This window comes from Kitasatospora terrestris (genome assembly GCF_039542905.1).
Classification (GTDB): Bacteria; Actinomycetota; Actinomycetes; order Streptomycetales; family Streptomycetaceae; genus Kitasatospora; species Kitasatospora terrestris.
On sequence record NZ_BAABIS010000001.1, the window covers coordinates 4,478,551 to 4,495,431 of the forward strand.

14 protein-coding genes are annotated in these 16,881 nt (G+C 75.5%); 2 read left to right on the forward strand and 12 right to left on the reverse strand.

Translation table 11 applies throughout. The features are described from left to right. Window positions 1-3: 3 nt before the first annotated feature. From ABEB06_RS20675 to ABEB06_RS20715, 9 genes are all read right to left on the reverse strand, one after another. Entirely contained in the window at window positions 4-1,302 is a 1,299-nt protein-coding gene (locus tag ABEB06_RS20675) for an FAD-dependent oxidoreductase (RefSeq protein WP_345698354.1), read from the reverse strand. After that, entirely contained in the window at window positions 1,299-3,380 is a 2,082-nt protein-coding gene (locus ABEB06_RS20680; RefSeq protein WP_345698355.1) for a molybdopterin oxidoreductase family protein, read from the reverse strand. Before ABEB06_RS20680 ends, ABEB06_RS20675 begins: the two co-directional genes overlap by 4 nt. Continuing rightward, entirely contained in the window at window positions 3,367-4,734 is a 1,368-nt protein-coding gene (locus tag ABEB06_RS20685) for an MFS transporter (protein ID WP_345698356.1), read from the reverse strand. The genes ABEB06_RS20680 and ABEB06_RS20685 overlap by 14 nt, the downstream gene beginning before the upstream one ends. A 43-nt stretch (window positions 4,735-4,777) precedes the next feature. Beyond that, on the reverse strand, window positions 4,778-6,133 hold the full coding sequence (locus ABEB06_RS20690) for a nitrosuccinate lyase (RefSeq protein WP_345698357.1): 1,356 nt from the start codon (window positions 6,131-6,133) through the stop codon (window positions 4,778-4,780). Window positions 6,134-6,576: 443 nt separating this feature from the next. Then, window positions 6,577-8,547: an FAD/NAD(P)-binding protein gene (locus ABEB06_RS20695; RefSeq protein WP_345698358.1), complete on the reverse strand. Its 1,971-nt coding sequence runs from the start codon at window positions 8,545-8,547 to the stop codon at window positions 6,577-6,579. Beyond that, a complete protein-coding gene (locus ABEB06_RS20700) occupies window positions 8,544-9,758 on the reverse strand; it encodes a 3-hydroxybenzoate 6-monooxygenase (RefSeq protein ID WP_345698359.1) in 1,215 nt (404 codons plus the stop codon). Before ABEB06_RS20700 ends, ABEB06_RS20695 begins: the two co-directional genes overlap by 4 nt. After that, window positions 9,755-11,323: an AMP-binding protein gene (locus ABEB06_RS20705; protein ID WP_345698360.1), complete on the reverse strand. Its 1,569-nt coding sequence runs from the start codon at window positions 11,321-11,323 to the stop codon at window positions 9,755-9,757. Before ABEB06_RS20705 ends, ABEB06_RS20700 begins: the two co-directional genes overlap by 4 nt. Before the next feature lie 35 nt (window positions 11,324-11,358). After that, window positions 11,359-11,901 (reverse strand): SRPBCC family protein, encoded by a 543-nt coding sequence (locus ABEB06_RS20710; RefSeq protein WP_345698361.1) that lies wholly within the window; start codon window positions 11,899-11,901, stop codon window positions 11,359-11,361. A gap of 94 nt (window positions 11,902-11,995) precedes the next feature. Next, window positions 11,996-12,415 carry a GNAT family N-acetyltransferase gene (locus ABEB06_RS20715; RefSeq protein ID WP_345698362.1) on the reverse strand — a complete coding sequence of 140 codons (420 nt, stop codon included), beginning with the start codon at window positions 12,413-12,415 and terminating at the stop codon, window positions 11,996-11,998. 93 nt (window positions 12,416-12,508) lie between these two features. Between ABEB06_RS20715 and ABEB06_RS20720 the strand changes: the two genes are divergently transcribed. Both ABEB06_RS20720 and ABEB06_RS20725 read left to right on the forward strand, forming a co-directional pair. After that, complete coding sequence (locus ABEB06_RS20720) at window positions 12,509-12,892, forward strand: VOC family protein (RefSeq protein ID WP_345698363.1); 384 nt, start codon at window positions 12,509-12,511, stop codon at window positions 12,890-12,892. Window positions 12,893-12,987: 95 nt separating this feature from the next. Further along, a complete protein-coding gene (locus ABEB06_RS20725) occupies window positions 12,988-14,331 on the forward strand; it encodes an FAD-binding oxidoreductase (RefSeq protein WP_345698364.1) in 1,344 nt (447 codons plus the stop codon). A gap of 69 nt (window positions 14,332-14,400) precedes the next feature. Here ABEB06_RS20725 and ABEB06_RS20730 read toward each other — a convergent pair whose 3' ends face one another. The 3 genes from ABEB06_RS20730 to ABEB06_RS20740 are packed head-to-tail and all read right to left on the reverse strand — an operon-like array spanning window position 14,401 to window position 16,881. Next, window positions 14,401-15,081: an oxygenase MpaB family protein gene (locus ABEB06_RS20730; protein WP_345698365.1), complete on the reverse strand. Its 681-nt coding sequence runs from the start codon at window positions 15,079-15,081 to the stop codon at window positions 14,401-14,403. Window positions 15,082-15,083: 2 nt separating this feature from the next. Next, a complete protein-coding gene (locus ABEB06_RS20735) occupies window positions 15,084-16,325 on the reverse strand; it encodes an MAB_1171c family putative transporter (RefSeq protein ID WP_345698366.1) in 1,242 nt (413 codons plus the stop codon). Then, window positions 16,318-16,881 (reverse strand): ParH-like protein, encoded by a 564-nt coding sequence (locus tag ABEB06_RS20740; RefSeq protein WP_345698367.1) that lies wholly within the window; start codon window positions 16,879-16,881, stop codon window positions 16,318-16,320. The genes ABEB06_RS20735 and ABEB06_RS20740 overlap by 8 nt, the downstream gene beginning before the upstream one ends.

Sequence of the window (16,881 nt, forward strand, 5' to 3'; positions counted from 1 at the left end):
GCGTCAGGCCGGCTGGTCGGCCAGCTCGCGGGGGCGCGCGGGCCCGGCGGCCGAGGCGCGGGCGAGCGAGGCGCACAGGGCGCGCAGGTCGGGGCCGCAGCCGCCGCAGCCGGTGGTGGCGCGGGTGGCGGCGGCCAGCGCGGGGACGTCGCAGGCCCCGGCGTGCCAGGCCTCGGCGACGGCGCCCCGGGTGACGCCGGCGCAGTGGCAGAGCACGGTGTCCGGCCCCGGCTCGGCGCCGCCGGGCAGTGCGGCCGGGGTGCCCAGCAGCAGCGCGAGCCGGTCGGCCGGGACGGGCAGGTCGCGGTCGTACAGCTGGGTGACGGCGGCGATCGCGCGGGGGAGTCCGAGCACCACCGCGGAGGCGATCCGGCCGTCCCGCAGCCCGAGCCGGGCGTACCGGCCGCGCGCGGGGTCGCGCAGCAGCACCTCGAGGTCCCCGTCGCCCGGCGTGCCGACGGCGAGCAGGTCCACCCCGGCGGCGGACAGCCGCAGGAGCGGCCGCTCCGGCACCGGGCCGGGCGCCGTGCCGGTCAGCAGCCGGGCCAGCGCGTCGGCCTGCGCCCAGCCGTCCCGGCCGGGGCCGGTGCAGGCGCCGAGCGCGTGGATCCGCGGGTCGGAGGTCAGCAGCCGGGCGTCGACGGCGATGCCCCGGCCGACCGCCAGCCCCGCCGCGCGGGCGAGCGCGGTCTCCGGCACCGGCGGCTCGCGGCGCAGCACGGCGGTCGCGGGCAGCGACTCGCCGTCGTCCAGCGCGAGGCGGCCACCGGCGTGCTGCAGGGCGGTGCGGCCCGGCCGCAGCCGGATCCCGGCCCCGGCGACCGCCCGGCCCAGCAACTCCGCCGCGGCGGGGTCCAGGTGACCGCCGAGCAGCTGCGGCTCCCGGTGCACCAGCGTGACGTCCCGGTGCGCCGCGCGCAGTGCCAGAGCGGTCCGGACCGCCTCCTCGCCACCGCCGACCACCGCCACCGGGCCGGCCGGCGGGGCCGCCGCGGGGGCGCCCGCGGCCGGCCGGGCGCCGGTGGCGAGGACCAGGGTGTCGTAGCGGTGCGCGGAGCCGTCCGAGGCGTGCACCAGGCGGCGCACCCGGTCGATCCGCACGGCCCGCACGCCCGCCCGCAGGTCGACCGCGTCCGACGGGTGGGCCGCGCGGGCGCCCCGGGTGAGGACGGTGACCGGGCCCCGGTGGCCGAGGGCCAGCAGCCGCTGCACCAGCCGGTGCCCGGCCGGGCCGTGGCCGACCACGACCACCCGGCCCGCCGGGGCGGCCGCGCCGGCCGGGGTGCCGACTCGAGCGTTCATCGTGACTCCGTCGCGGGGGAGAGCCGGACCGCGCAGACCTTGAACTCGGGCATCCGGCTCCGCGGGTCGAGCGCCGGGTTGGTGACCAGGTTGGCCCGCCCGGCGCCCGGGAAGTGGAAGGGCAGGAACACCGTGTCGGTGCGCAGCGACCCGCTCAGCCGCACCCGGGCGGTCACCGTGCCGCGCTCCGAGCCGACCTCGGCGAGGTCGCCGTCGGCCAGGCCCGCGCGGGCCGCGGTGTCGGGGTGCACCTCCACGTACGGCTCCGGTACGGCGGCGGCCAGTTCGGCGATCCGGCGGGTCTGCGCACCGGACTGGTAGTGCGCCAGCACCCGGCCGGTCGTCCCGAACAACGGGTACCGCTCGCCCGGGAGTTCGGCCGCGTCGCGGTGGTCGACGGCGGCGAACCGGGCCCGGCCGTCCGGGTGCGCGAAGCGGTCCAGGAACAGCCGGGGCGTCCCCGGGTGGCCCGGCTCGGGGCACGGCCAGTGCAGCGCCTCGCCCGCGTCCAGCCGCCGGTAGTCGATGCCGGAGTAGTCGGCGGCGCCGCCGCGCGAAGCCCGGCGCAGCTCCGCGAACACCCGCTCCGGTTCGGTCGGCCAGCGCTCGGCGTCCTGCCCGAGCCGGACGGCCAGGCCGTGCAGCACCTCCAGGTCGCTCCGCACGCCGGGCGGCGGGCCGAGCAGCCGGCGGCGGCGCAGCACCCGCCCCTCCAGATTGGTGAGCGTGCCCTCCTCCTCCGCCCACTGGGTGACCGGCAGCACCACGTCGGCCAGCCGCGCCGTCTCGGACGGCACGAAGTCCGCGACCACCAGCAGGTCCAGGGCGGCGAGCCGCTCGGTGACGTGCGCGGCGCGCGGCGCCGAGACCGCCGGATTGGAGCCGAACACCAGCAGCGCCCGGACGTCCCCGCCGAGCGCGTCCAGCAGCTCGTACGCGCTGCGCCCGGGGCCCGGCAGGCTTTCCGGGGCGACGCCCCACACGCCGGCGACGTGCGCCCGGGCGGCGGGGTCGGTGATCGAGCGGTAGCCGGGCAACTGGTCGGCCTTCTGGCCGTGTTCGCGCCCGCCCTGCCCGTTGCCCTGGCCGGTCAGGCAGCCGTAGCCGCTGCCCTCCCGGCCCGGGAGCCCCAGCGCCAGCGCCAGGTTGATGAACGCGGCGACCGTGTCGGCGCCCTTGCTGTGCTGCTCGGCGCCGCGCCCGGTGAGCACGTACGCCCGCTCGGCCTCGGCCAGCAGCCTCACCGCTTCCCGCTGTTCGGCCACCGGGACGCCGGTCAGCCGCTCCACCCGCTCCGGCGTCCAGCCGGCGGCGAGCTGCCAGGCGTCCTCCAGGCCGGTGGTGCGCTCGGCCAGGTAGCCGGAGTCCGTGCGGCCCTCGACCACCGCGAGGTGCAGCAGCCCGAGGGCGAGCGCCAGGTCGGTGCCCGGGGCGGGCTGCAGGTGGACGGCGGCGCGCTCGGCGGTCCTGGTGCGGCGCGGGTCGACGACGACCAGCCGCGCCTGCTCCAGGTGCCGCATCAGCGGCGGCATGGTCTCCGCCGGGTTGGCGCCGGCCAGCAGCACCACCTCGGCCCGGCCCAGGTCGGCCACCGGGAACGGCAGCCCCCGGTCCACGCCGAACGCGGCGATCCCGGCCGCCGCCGCGGAGGACATGCAGAACCGGCCGTTGTAGTCGATCTGGCTGGTGCCCAGCGCGACCCGGGCGAACTTGCCCAACTGGTACGCCTTCTCGTTGGTGAGCCCGCCGCCGCCGAACACCCCGACCGCGTCCGGACCGTGCTCGGCCCGGATCCGGCGCAGCCGCTCGGCGACCGTGTCCAGGGCCGTCGCCCAGTCCACCGGGCGCAGCCGCCCGTCCGCGTCGCGCACCAGCGGCTCGCGCAGCCGGTCGCGGACGTCCAGCAGCGCCGGGGCGGTCCAGCCCTTCCGGCACAGCCCGCCCCGGTTCACCGGGAAGTCGGACGGCCGGACGGCCACCGCGCCCGGCCCGCCGGCCAGCACGGTGCCGCACTGCAGCGCGCAGTACGGGCAGTGGGTGGCGACCTCCGGGCCGCCACCGCCGTCAGACCCGGACACGGGCACGCTCCGAGGTCCGCGCCACCGCGGGCACCGCCGGGGCCGGACGCAGGTACACCACCCGGGTCACCAGCACGCACACCGCGTAGAAGCCCAGGAACGCCAGGAACGCGCCCGTGCCCCCGCCGCCCGGATGCCCGTACGAGGCGCGGAACACCAGGTTCACCGCCACCCCGCCGAGCGCCCCGACCGCACCCGCGATCCCGATCACCGCACCCGACAGCCGCCGCGCCCGGGCGAACGCCGCCCCGGCCGGACGCCCCGCCAGCACCGCCCGCTCCGCCCGCGCCGCGAACGCCGCCGGGATCAGCTTGTACGTCGAGCCGTTGCCGATCCCGCTCAGCACGAACAGCACCGCGAACCCGACCAGGAACAGCGGGAACGAGTGCAGCGCCGACGCCGCCAGCAGCACCAGCGTGCCCGCCGCCATCGCCGCGAACACCCGGCACGTCACCCGCGCACCGCCCAGCCGGTCCGCCGCCCAGCCGCCCAGCGGACGCGCGAACGACCCCAGCAGCGGCCCGAGGAAGGTGTACCCCGCCGCCTGCAGCGGCGTCGCGCCGAACTGCGTCTGCAGCACCAGCCCGAACGCGAAGCCGTACCCGATGAACGAGCCGAAGGTGCCCACGTACAGCAGCGAGATCCACCACGTGTCGGCGCACCGCAGCGCCTCCAGCTGCGCCCCCCGGTCGGCCCGGCCGGCCCGGTCCGCCGGCAGGTCGTCCATGCCGGCGGCGGCGAGCAGCGCCGCCAGGACGATCAGCGGCAGGTAGACCGCGATCACGTACGCCGGATGCCCGGCACCCGCCGTGGAGATCACCAGCAGGCCGATCAACTGCACCGCCGCCACGCCCAGGTTGCCGCCGCCCGCGTTCAGACCGAGCGCCCGGCCCTGGTACCGCTGCGGGAAGAACGCGGTGATGTTGGTCATCGACGACGCGAAGTTGCCGCCGCCCACCCCCGTCGCCGCGCCGATCAGCAGGAAGACCCACAGCGGCGTGCCCGGACGCTGCACGAACACCAGCGCCGCCGTCGCCGGGACCAGCAGCACGGCCGTCGCGAAGACCGTCCACGTCCGCCCGCCGAACCGCGTCACCGCCCAGCTGTACGGCAGCCGCAGCAAGGCGCCCACCAGCGTCGGCACCACCACCATCAGGAACTTCTCGCTCGGCGAGAAGCCCAGGCCGATCGCCGGGGACATGAACAGCACCAGCACCGACCACAGGCTCCACACCGAGAAGCCGACGTGCTCGGACAGCACCGACAACACCAGGTTGCGCCACGCGACCCGGCTGTCACCCCGCTGCCAGGCGAGTTCGTTCTCCGGATCCCAGTGCTTCAGGGTGCGCCTCATGACTCCTACCTCTCCGGGCGTGCTGCTACAGGGTTTGTGGACCTCAGGACTTCAGGGCCCGGTCGACCAGGGCACCGGCAGCGCCGGTGTACGCGGACGGGTCGCACAGCTCCGCGGCGACCGCCGCCGGCACCAGACCGCGACCCGCCAGCACCACCGCCAGCGGAATGCCGTTGAACTCCGCCTCCTCCGAGGCCTCGCCCAACAGGCGCTTCGCCTCCGCCTTGCCCAGCGACGGGGCCAGCACCGCCGCCACCCGCTCGGAGACCATCTGGCCACCGGTCAGTTCGAGGTTCGCCAGCATCCGCACCGGACGGACCGTCAGGCCCTCCGCCAGCTCCACCGCCGTGAACGACGCGCCGCCCACCAGCCGCAGGCACTCGCGCAGCAACAGCCACTCGGCGTGCCAGACCCCCGCCGAACGCTCGTCCTCGTGCACCATGCACGCCGTCAACGCCGCCGACAGCGCCGGCACCTGCAACGCCGCCGCACGGATCATCGTCGCCAGCACCGGATTGCGCTTGTGCGGCATCGCCGACGACGCCCCCCGCCCGGCGGCGGTCGGCTCGGCGACCTCGCCGACCTCCGTCCGGGTCAAGGACTGCACGTCCACCGCGACCTTGCCCAGCGCGCCGGCCGTGAAGGCCAACGCCGCCGAGAGGTCCGCGACGGGAGTGCGCAGCGAATGCCACGGCAGCACCGGACGGGCAAGGCCCGTCTCCGCGGCGAACGCGTCGACCAGACGGTCGACGTACCCACCCGGGTCGCCCCCCTCGTCGGGGGCATCGAGCCGGGCGAACTCCAGATAGCCGGCCAGCGTGCCCGCCGCACCGCCCAACGACACCGGCAGGCCGCCCTCCAGCACCGCCGCCAGCCGGCGCTCCGCGTCCAGCAGCAGCGCACGCCAACCCGCGGCCTTCAGGCCGAACGTGGTCGGGACCGCCTGCAGGGCCAAGGTGCGGCCCGGCATCACGGTGTCCCGGTGCTCCTCGGCCAGCGCCGCGAGCGCGGCGGCCGCCCGGTCGAGATCCGCCCTGATCAGCTCCACCGCCCGCCGCGCCACCAGCATCGCGCCGGTGTCGAACACGTCCTGGCTCGTCGAACCGCGGTGCACGTACTCGGCGGCCGCCGGACTGACCTCGGCCACCACCCGGGCCAACTGCTGCACCAGGCCCACCACCGGATTCGCGGTCTCCCGGGCGGCCAGCGACAGGCCGCGCAGATCGAACCGGTCCGCCCGGGCGGCCGCGGTGATCGCCGCGGCCGCCCAGTCCGGCACCGTGCCCAGCCGCGCCTGCGACCTGGCCAGCGCCGCCTCGGCGTCCAGCATCGCCTGCAGCCACGCCACGTCCGACACCACCGCCTCCACCGGCACCCCCACCCGCACCGGCGCCAACAACCCGGCATCCGCGGCCGGCTGCTGCGCCGGGTCGCCTGCGGCGGGCTTGCCTGTCGGCTGCGCCGGGTCGCCTGCGGCGGGCTTGCCTGTCGGCTGCGCCGGGTCGCCTGCGGCGGGCTTGCCTGTCGGCTGCGCCGAAGCGCCTGCGGTGGGCTTGCGGGGCGCTTCCCCGGTCGGCTCCGCCGGGGCCCCGCGCAGCGGTGTGCCTGCGGCGGGCTCGCCTGTCGGCTGCGCCGTGGCCGTGCGCAGTGGCTGCGCCTCGCCGGCCTGCGCCGAAGCGCCTGCGGCGGGCTCGCGGGGCGCTTTCCCGGTCGGCTCCGCCGGGGCCCCGCGCAGCGGTGTGCCTGCGGCGGGCTTGCGGGCCGCGTCCCCGGTCGGCTCCGCGGAAGCTCCGCGCGGCGGGTTCGCCGAGTGGCCGGCGGGGGGCTGGTGGGGGCCGGTGGTCATACCAGGACGCCTTGGAGGTCGGTTTCGGTGGCGGTGGGACGGACGGCGGTGGGGACGTCGGCGGTGGGGGGGAGGGCGAGGACGGCGCGCGCGATGGCGTCGGAGTCGCCGAGGGTGACGGAGTCGACGCCGGGGCGGATGCCGGCGGCGGTGACCCAGTGCACGGACTCGGTGGGGATGCCGTACGCGAAGCGTCGCGGGTGTGCCCGGCCGCGGGCGTCGAGCAGGCGGTAGGGCCGCTCGGTGACCGCGAGGCCGCCGGTCTCGTAGCCGGAGCCGCCGCTGGAGCCGATCCGGTAGGTGGTGCACTGCTCGGTTTCGAGCAGGTGCCGCAGCAGCGGGTCCGCGGTGCGCCGCAGGTCGGGCTCGGGCAGCCGGGCCTCGATCAGGACGGTCGCCCGGACGGCCGCGCCGGGCACGGCCCGGGACTGTGCGACGAACGCGGGCGCGTCGGTGTCGATGCGGATCTCGGTGTCGGGGCCGAGCAGTTCGAGCACCCCGGCCTCGACCAGGGCGATCAGCTGCTCGATCCGCTCGGCGGGCGGGCCGATCGAGAGGAAGGCGTTGAGCGGGGTGTACCAGCCTTCCAGGTCGTCGCGGTGCGAGTCGCCGTCGAGGCCGCCGTGGTCGACGGCGAGGCGGATCTCGTTGCGCAGGTCGCGCAGGACGTCGAGCGCGGTCTTCAGCGGCCCGCTGAGGTTGCCCTCGCGGGCGGCGGCGACGTCCTTCGCCAGGTAGTCGAGCAGCCAGCGCCGGAAGTCGAGCCGGGAGGTGAACTCGCGGTCGCCGTAGGGGCGTCCGAGCTTCTCCCAGTTCCAGCGGTCGGCGTCGGCGATCGCGAAGGAGTCGAGCACCTGCTCGGGCCGCTCGTCGGTGAGGTACCGCTGGGTGAAGGCCTCGCGCTCGGCGTCGCGGCCCTGTGCGGTGAGCAGGGCGCCGTAGTAGACGCTCTCCACCTCGCGGGAGATCAGCGGCCACAGGTCGGTGGCGAAGTTGACGGCGTCGCCGCGTCCGCTGCGCTCGCGGAGCCCGGCGACGACCTCGGGGGTGAGGAGCCGGGGCAGGTAGCGCCCGTACGCGCCCTTCTCGTTCTCGCCGCGGGCGTGGTACGGGATGCCGCGCCGGGAGGTGGCGTAGAGCATCGGCTCCTCGCCGGACGGCTGGTAGGAGAGCTTGCCGTCGGCGCGGCGGGTGAAGGTGCCGCCGCGGCCGAGGGTGAGCAGGGCCATGTGGTCGAAGAAGTTGAGGCCGAGGCCGCGGAGCAGGACGTTCTGGCCGGGCATGGCGCCGACGTGGACGTCGGCGGGGTTGGCCGGCGGCACGTAGGTGAGGTGGTGGATGCGGGCGAGGCTGGCGGCCTTGGCCTCGCGGGGGGAGAGCCGGGCGGGGACGTGGCCCTGGGCCATGACGATGGCGTCGAGGCGGTTGAGCCGGGTGCCGTCCTCCAGGCGGACGCCCTGGGGGCCGCCGGGGACGCCGTGGGTGTCGGCCATGGCGACGACGCGGGAGCGGTGCACCCGGACGGTGACGTGCGCGGGGGCGCCGGCGACCACGGCGAGGAAGGAGTCGTGCAGGTAGCGGCCGTAGAAGGCGCGGGTGGGGTAGGTGTTGGGGCCGAGGTCGCGGGCCTCGGCGAGGGTCTCGTCGTCGTAGTCGGCCGGGCTGCCGGTCTCGGGGAGGGACTTGGCCCACTCGTACAGGGTGGGGCCGGGCTCGATCGGGCCCTCGACCCGGACCGACTCGTCGGTGTAGACGGTGATCTGGGAGGCGACGGTGTTCATCAGCAGGTGCCGGGACTGGCTGGTGCGCCAGACCCGGCCGGCGCCGGGCGCGGAGGGGTCGACGACGTGCACGGTGACGCTCTCGCCGGAGCGCTCGCGGCGCTCGTTGGCGCAGAGCCGCTCCAGCACGGACAGTCCGCGCGGCCCGGCGCCGATGATGCAGATCTGGAGCTGGCGCTCGGTCATGACTGGTCTCCGTCCGTCTCGTTGTCGGCCGCGCCGAACGCGCGGACGCCGTGCATCCAGGCGACCTGGTCGTGCAGGTCGGACTCGGACAGCGAGCGGAGCAGGGCGTTGCGCCGTTCCGCGTCCTCGCCGGCCGGGTGCCAGAGCCGGATCGAGTCGCGGGCGGTCAGCTGGACCCGGCCGGTGCGCTCGCGCCGCTCGGCGTTGTACTTCTCGAAGCGCTGGGGGAAGGCGTCGGCGGTGCAGTCGAGCAGGTCGCCGAGCAGGACGGCGTCCTCCAGGGCCTGGCAGGCGCCCTGGGCCGCGTAGTGCAGCATCGGGTGCGCGGCGTCGCCGAGCAGGGTGACCCGTCCGTCGGTCCAGTCGGTGACCGGGTCGCGGTCGACCAGCACCCAGGAGCGCCAGCCCTCGCCGAGCTCCAGCAGCCGGTGCGCGTCGGCGCCGAGGCCGGCGAACTGCTCGCGGACCTGCTCCTTGGTGACCGGCACGTTGGCGGTCGCCTCGGTGGCGTGGTTGTCGCTGGAGGCGGCCAGGTTGAGGTACTTGCCGCCGGCGATCGGGTAGTGGACGAAGTGGCAGTGCGGGCCGGCCCACCAGGTCACCGAGGTGGCCCAGCGGATCTCCTCCGGCACCTGCTCCATCGGGATGATCGCCCGGTAGACGGTGATCCCGGAGTTGCGCGGCGCGCCGTCGCCGACCAGCTGGCGGCGGATCGCGGAGTGGATGCCGTCCGCGCCGATCACCGCGTCGCCGGTGATCTCCTCGCCGTTCTCCAGCAGTACGGTGGCGGTGCCGCCGCTCTGCCGGTAGCCGGTGACGGTGACGCCGGCCCGCAGCTCGACCTTCTCGTCGGCGAGGCAGGCGTCGAGCAGCATGGCGTGCAGTTCGGCGCGGTGGACGACCACGTACGGGTTGCCGAAGCGGCGCCGGTACTCCTCGGTGAGCGGGAGGCTGGTGACGTGCTCGCCGGTGACGCCGTCCATGAAGCGCAGTTCGGCCATGTGCACGGCGCCCGCCCGGACCCGGTCGCCCAGGCCCAGCCGCTCCAGGGCGCGGATGCCGTTCGGGGCGATCTGGATGCCGGCGCCGATCTCGGCGAACTCCGGGGCCCGCTCCAGCACGGTCACCCGGTGGCCGCGGCGGGTGACGGCGAGGGCGGCCGCCAGGCCGCCGATCCCGCCGCCGACGATGACGATCCGGGGCTCGCTCATGCCGCACCGCCGGAGGCGATCAGGCCGGCCAGCTCGATCCGCTTGATCTTGGTGGTGGCGGTCTGCGGCAGCGAGCCGAGCTTCCACTGCACCGGCGGGGCCATCGCGGGGAGGGTCGCCGCGGCGGCCTTCCAGGCGTCCAGGTCCAGCGGCTCGTCGTCCTTGGTGCACACCACCGGGACGGCGCGGCCGTCCGGGCCGGGGATGATGACGACCTCGGCGAGCTGGTCCAGCTTGGCGAAGAGGGTGTCCTCGGCGGCGAGCGTGGAGCCGAAGCCCTCGATCACGTCGACCTCGCGGTCCAGCAGGTGCACGCAGCCCCACTTGGTGCGGTAGCCGACGTCGCCCATCCGCCACCAGCCGTCGTTGACCTGCTTGTCGTAGCGGTCCTGCTCGCCGAGGTAGGTGACGATCCGTCCGTCGCTCTTCACCTCGATGAAGCCCGGGTTGGTCGCCGACGGCGGGTTGCCGTCCCGGCTGACCACCCGGATGTCGGTGAAGCCGGGGAAGGGCATGCCCACGCAGCGGCCGTCCGCGTCCAGTCCGCGCCGCTTGGTGAAGGAGCGGACGACCGCCGGGCCGATCTCGCTCTGCCCGTACAGCTGGCCGAAGACCGGCGCGGTGCGCTCGGAGGCGTTCAGCATGGTCTGGACGGTGCGCGGGTGGATCGCGTCGAAGGTGGAGGAGAACAGCTTGACGTTGGCCAGCGGCTTCCGGGGGTCGTGGACCAGCTCCTCCCACTCCATGAAGGAGTTGGGGTGCGCCTCCAGGATGCCCGGCTTCAGGCGGGCGAACAGCTCGCCGACGTGCGCCGGGTCCGACTCGCGCAGCACCAGGATCGGGAAGCCGCGGAACAGCGAGATCGCCAGTGCGGTGATCAGGCGCGAGTGCACGAAGGAGACGTGGATCGCGATGGTCTCCCGGCCCGGGATCAGCGGCCGCACCACGGTCGCCTGCGGACGGTAACGGGCCTGCAGGGTACGGCCGGTGTGCACCGCGAGCTTCGGGGTGCCGGTGGTGCCCGAGGTGTGGGTGATCAGCGTCGGGTGCTCGGGCGGCATGGTGACGGCCGGCACCCGGGGCGAGCCGGCGAGCGCGGACAGTTCGACCGCGCCCTCCCAGCTGCCCTTGGTCAGCAGCACCTTGTCCGCGAGGTCGAAGACGGCGGCGGGCAGCTCGTGCTCCAGCTTGTCCTGGTCGGTGACCAGGAAGGGCTCGTCGGTGCGGCGGACCAGCTCGGCCACCGTGGCGCCGTCCAGCTTCGGCGACAGCAGCACCGGGACGGCGCCGACCCGCGCCACCGCGCACGCCAGCAGGGTGATGTCGAAGCCGTCCGACTTGTACACCACCACGCGCTGGCCGGGGCGGACCCGGGCGGCCCACAGCCGGGACGCGAAGTCGTCGATCAGATCGGCGATCTCCGCGACCGTCGCCCGGCGGCCCAGACCGGGGGCGATGTCGAGGTCGTGGTCCAGGATCACGACATTGGCACCCTGCTTGACCGCGGCCCGCTCAAAAAGCGTGCCGAGCCGGATACCCCGGTTTGCAATACGCTGAAGAAGCACCTTTCCGCCCTCTCAGTCCGCGCGGGAAAAAGCGATCAGTTCTTTTCGATGACGAGCTTGATGCGTTCGAGGGTCACGCCGAGGTCCTGCTCCAGCTTGACGCCCCAGTCGGTGAAGAACTGCTTCTTCTCCACGTCGTCCATTTCGGCGGTGATGCCGCGGATCCCCTCGGTGGCCGAGGCCATCTCGAAGTGGTGGACCAGGACGCTGCCCTCGCCGTCCGGCTCCACGTCGAAGCCCCAGACGGACTGCTGGGCCCGGCCCCGGCTGTCCTGCATCGCCCAGCGGAAGGTGCGGGCCGGCTCGGCGGCGACCACCTCGGCGTGGGTGTGCCAGGTGCCGCGGACCACCGGCGCCCAGGAGACGACCTCCTCGCTGCGCAGGTTCTCACCGCGGAACACCGAGCCGACCTCGCCCGGCGCGCCGGAGATCCATTCCCCGCCCTGGCATTCCGGGCTCCATTCGCCACTGCGCGGGAGGTCGCTGACCACGGCGTAGACGGCGGCCGGCGCGGCGTTGACGCGGCGCTCGGCGCGGACCTGGAAAAGCGGCGTGTTTTCGATCGTGTTTTCGCCCATGGCCGAAATCCTGGCGAGCCGCCGGAAGGGCGGTCAAAGACGCCCGGCGGGGTCCGTCAAGTCCGTCGGCGGACCTGACACAGAATGCCCCGGCTCAGATCTCCAGGCCGAAATGCAGCGCGGTGACCGCCATCCGCCGCGCGTGGTAGAAACGGTGCGCGCCGTGGTTCGCCGTCCCGGAGTCCAGCTCGATCCGCACGCACCCGTGCCGCCGGGCCCGCTCCCGCAGCTCCTCGAACAGCCGCGCCCCGACGCCGGTCGACCGCGCGGCGTCGGCCGTCACCAGGTCGTCGACGAAGAGCAGCCGGCCGCGGCTGGTCGCCAGCACCCGGTGCCCCGCCACCGCCAGGCAGCGGCCCGCGCCGTCGTACGCGGCGGTGAACACCAGCCCCTGCGCCTGCGCCTCGGCGGCGAAGGCGGCGAAGCCCTCGGCGTCGAGGCGCGGACGCAGCAGCCGGACCAGCGGCGCCACGTCCCGGACCAGCGCCGGATCGTCCGGCGCGACGTCAACCACGGTCAGCTCCACGGAGGTTCCCCTTGACTTGAAGCGGGCTTGAAGTTCTACGGTCGTGACACAACGACCGCCGTCCGACGAAAGGGCCCGAGCATGGCCGTCCAGCTGAACCACACCATCCTGAACGCGAGCGACAACCGCGCCTCGGCCCGATTCCTGGTCGAGCTGCTCGGCCTGCCGGAGCCGGTCGAGTACGGGCCGTTCCAGGTCGTGCAGCTGAGCAACGAGATCTCGCTCGACGTGATCCGGGCCGACGGGCCGATCACCTCGCAGCACTACGCCTTCCTGGTCGGCGAGGACGAGTTCGACGAGATCTTCGGCCGGATCAAGGACCGCGGGCTCACCTACTGGGCCGACCCGTTCCACCGCCAGCCCGGCCGGATCAACGCCTGGCACGGCGGCCGCGGCGTCTACTTCGACGACCCGGACGGCCACGCCCTGGAGGTCATGACCCGCCCCTACGACATCGGCGCATGAACCGTAACCGGCGCCCGGCCGCGACGCCGCCGGACCTGACACAGAGCGCCCGGCCGGCCCCCGCGGGCCCCGCGACCACCGCTAGCGTCGACGGCATGATCGGGACAACAGGGCCGGTGTTCCGGCCGGGCGACGACGGCTACGACGCAGAACGCGCAGGCTACAACCTCGCGCTCGACCACCACCCCGCGCTGGTGGTCGGCGCCACCGGACCGGCGGACGTGCAGGCCGCCGTCCGGTACGCGGCCGACCACGGCCTCGGCGTCGCCGTCCAGGCGACCGGGCACGGCATCTCCGTCCCCACCGACGGCCAACTGGTCGTCTCCACCCGCCGGATGAAGGGCGTCACCGTCGACGCCGCCGCCCGCACCGCCACCGTCGCCGCCGGCGTCCGCTGGCACGAGGTGCTCGCCGCCACCGCCCCGCACGGCCTGGTCCCGCTCAGCGGCTCCAACCCGGACGTCGGCGCCGTCGGCTACACCCTCGGCGGCGGCATCGGACTCCTCGGCCGCCGCCACGGCTTCGCCGCCGACCACGTCCGCCGCCTCACCGTCGTCACCGCCGACGGCGAACTGCGCACCGCGACCCCCGACCACGAGCCCGACCTGTTCTGGGCGCTGCGCGGCGGCAAGGACAACTTCGGCGTCGTCGTCGAGATGGAGATCGACCTCTTCCCGCTCACCACGCTCTACGGCGGCGGCCTCTACTTCGGCGCCGACGACGCCGCCGAGGTGCTGCGCGGCTGGGCCGGCTGGACCGCCGACCTGCCCGAGGAGATGTCCTCCTCCCTCCAACTGATCCGCTACCCCGACCTGCCGGTCCTCCCCGAACCGCTGCGCGGCCGCTACGTCGCCCACGTCCGGATCGCCTGGAGCGGCGCCACCGCCGACGGCGAGGCCCTGGTCGCCCCGCTGCGCGCGCTCGGCACCCCCCTGCTGGACACCCTGCGCGAGCTCCCGTTCACCGAGGCCGGCAGCATCCACCACGAACCGCCGATGCCGCACCCCGCGTTCGACCGCAACACCGCGCTGCGCACCCTGGAGCCCGCCACCCTCGACACCCTGCTCGACCTGGCCGGGCCCGACGCCGGCTCCCCGCTGATCGCCGAGATCCGCCAGCAGGGCGGGGCCTACGCCCGGCAGCCGGCCGTCGCCAACGCGGTCGGCGGCCGCGACGCCCGCTACATGCTCTTCTCCACCTGCATCCTGGAGCCGGGCCGGCTGGAGGAGATCCGCGCCGCCCACACCACGCTCCACGAGAGCCTGCGCCCGTGGAGCACCGGCGGGGCGTTCGCCAACTTCTTCGGCATCGACGACGCCGGGGCACAGTCCGTCAGCCGCGCCTTCGACGCCGCCACCTACGGCCGGCTCGCCGCCGTCAAGGCGGCGTACGACCCGGAGAACCTCTTCCGCGTCAACTTCAACATCCCGCCGCGCTGACGGCCGCACTGACGGCCTCGCCGGCCGCCGGGCCGGCCGCCCCGCCGACGGGCGGCCCGGGCCCGGCGGCTACCGCAGCAGGCCGAGCGCCCGCCCGGTGAGCCACCGGACGGGCCGCGGCGGCCGCCGGACCCCCAGGGCGTCGGCGAGCCCCGGGTCGAGAAGTGCCGCCGCCACGAACGGGGCCAGCCGTCGTACCGGTCGGGGCAAGCGGCTCGCCAGCAAGCCGTTCGTGGCGGCCCACAGTGCCTGCCCGGCCTCGCTGCGCCCGAACCGCGACCGCTCGAACTCGGCCATCCACCCGGCAACTTCGGCGAAGTCCCGCCCCACCGACGGCAGCTCCAGCGCCGCCCCCAGCGCGTCGAGGAAGGCGAACGCCCCGTCCCGCTCCGCCGGCGTCGCCCGCCGCCGCCCGTACGCGTCGACGAACGCCACCGGGCACACCGTGAAGCACCCCAGCACGTACGCCATCAGCTCGCCGTCCACGCCCGGCCGCCGGTGCACCTCGCGCAGCCGCGCCACCAGCGCGCGCCCCTCGGCGCTCTCCACCCCGTGCCGGATCAGCGCGAACATGGTCGCCCCGGTCGCCTTCGCCCGCGCCTTCGGGGCGGTCAGCAGCTCCCCGCTGCCGTGCAGCACCCGGGCGATCTCCGGCACCCCGTAGGTGCGGACGAACCCCAGGGTCAGCCCGACCCGGGCCGACTGCGGCAGGTCCTCCAGCACCAGCCGCGCGAACGCGTCCCCGGGCACCGTCAGCCCACCCGCACCGGCCGGGCGCCCGGCGCGGCCTCGGGCGCCGACAGGCTGCGCGACACCCGTACCAGGTGCGCCCGCTCCTGCACCGGCTCCGCGTCCAGCCCGGGCAGCGTGACCTGCTCCTCCCGCGGACGCGGGGCCGCCCCGCCGTCCAGCGCCTCCACGGCCGCCCGCAGCGCCGCCGCGACCACCAGCGCGTCCCGCAGCTCCGGGCCGAGCCCGGCCCGCTCCGCGGCCTCCCGCGCGGCCGCGACGACCGCCGGGTCGACCCACGGGCGCAGCGTGAGCTGCCCGTCGCGGATCTCCAGCACCCGGCGGGTGGTGCGCCACTCCAGGTCGCGCAGCGCCAGCCGCTCCTGCCACAGCGGCGGCGGGGCCTCCAGGGCGAGCCGCCGGTCGGCCCGGTACGCGAGGTCCCAGAGCGGCCGCAGCGCCCGGTAGTCGCTGCGCCGGCGCGTCCAGGCGGCGCCGGCCGGCCCCGCGAAGCCGGCCGTGATCAGGACGGCGCCGGCCGCGGCGAACGCCGGGCCGACGCCGGTGCTCAGCCACTCCAGCCCGCCCACCCCGCCGTACGCGGCGCCGATCGCGACGATCTTGCACAGCACGTACCCGCAGGCGGTCAGCGCGCCGGCCGCCAGCGAGCGGATGCCCCGCCGCAGCCACCCCGCGGGCAGCCGGGCGGCGTGGCCCAGGCAGACCCGGCCGATGTCGACCAGCGCGAAGGCGAACAGCCCCTGGTAGATCGCGAGGAACAGGGCGACCGCGCCGCCCGTCGCGAACGTGGTGTCGAAGGTCAGCGGCGTCTCCGGCCGGTACGGGCCGCCGGCCAGGAACAGCCCGGCCATCGCCGGCACGGCCACCGCGAACACCGCGAGCCGCCCGCGCACCCGGCGCCGGACCGTCCCGCCGCTCGCCGCCGCCCAGACGCCCGCGCCGCCGGCCCGCGCCTCGGGCGGCGTCCACAGCAGCGCCAGCACCACCGTCGCCGCGGAGAAGCCCATGATGCCGAGGTACACGAAGAGGGTGGCCAGGTTGCCCACCCCGGTGAGCCGGTCGATCAGCCGGTACACCGGCGGCGCCGCGCACAGGAACGCGGTGGACGGCGAGGCGATCGCCAGCGCCACCACCAGCAGCCCGAACGACGGATCCCGCCGCCAGGCCCGGAACTTGGAGACCGCCACCACCCAGGCCAGCACCCCGATGCCCAGGTAGACGACGTCGAAGGGCAGCTCAGACATGCTGCCCCTTGCGGTGCTCCATGGCCGGCGCCAGCTGCGATGTGGTGCCGTCGCCGGGGGCGAGCACCAGGATCCGCAGCAGCTCGGCGCCCAGCACCTCCGCCTCCTCCTCGGCCGCGTCGTCGTAGTGCGAGCGGCCCAGCACCAGCCGCAGCATCTCCGGGTCGATGGTGGGCAGTTCGACCCGCGCGGTCTCCTCGTCCAGCGGCGGCACCTCGGCCAGGTGCCCGCACAGCAGGTGCGCCAGCTCGTGGCAGATGATGTGCGCCCGGTGCAGGCCCGAGGTCTCCTGCTCGTAGTGGATCACGTCGGCGTCCGCCCGCCGCTCCACGAAGCCGGACGGCTCGCCCACCCGCATCCGGCGCGGCTCCAGCCTGATCGGCCGTCCGCAGCGTTCGGCCACCGCCTCGCAGAGCTCCTCGACCGTGCTGAGCGGCGGCAGTTCCAGCCCGCGCGCGACCGCCCGCATCCGGCGCCGCGTCCGACCCACACCCCGCACGTGCTCCCCCTCCGGCAACCGCCAGCGCCCCAGCGGCACCCCCCGGTGCTCGACCAC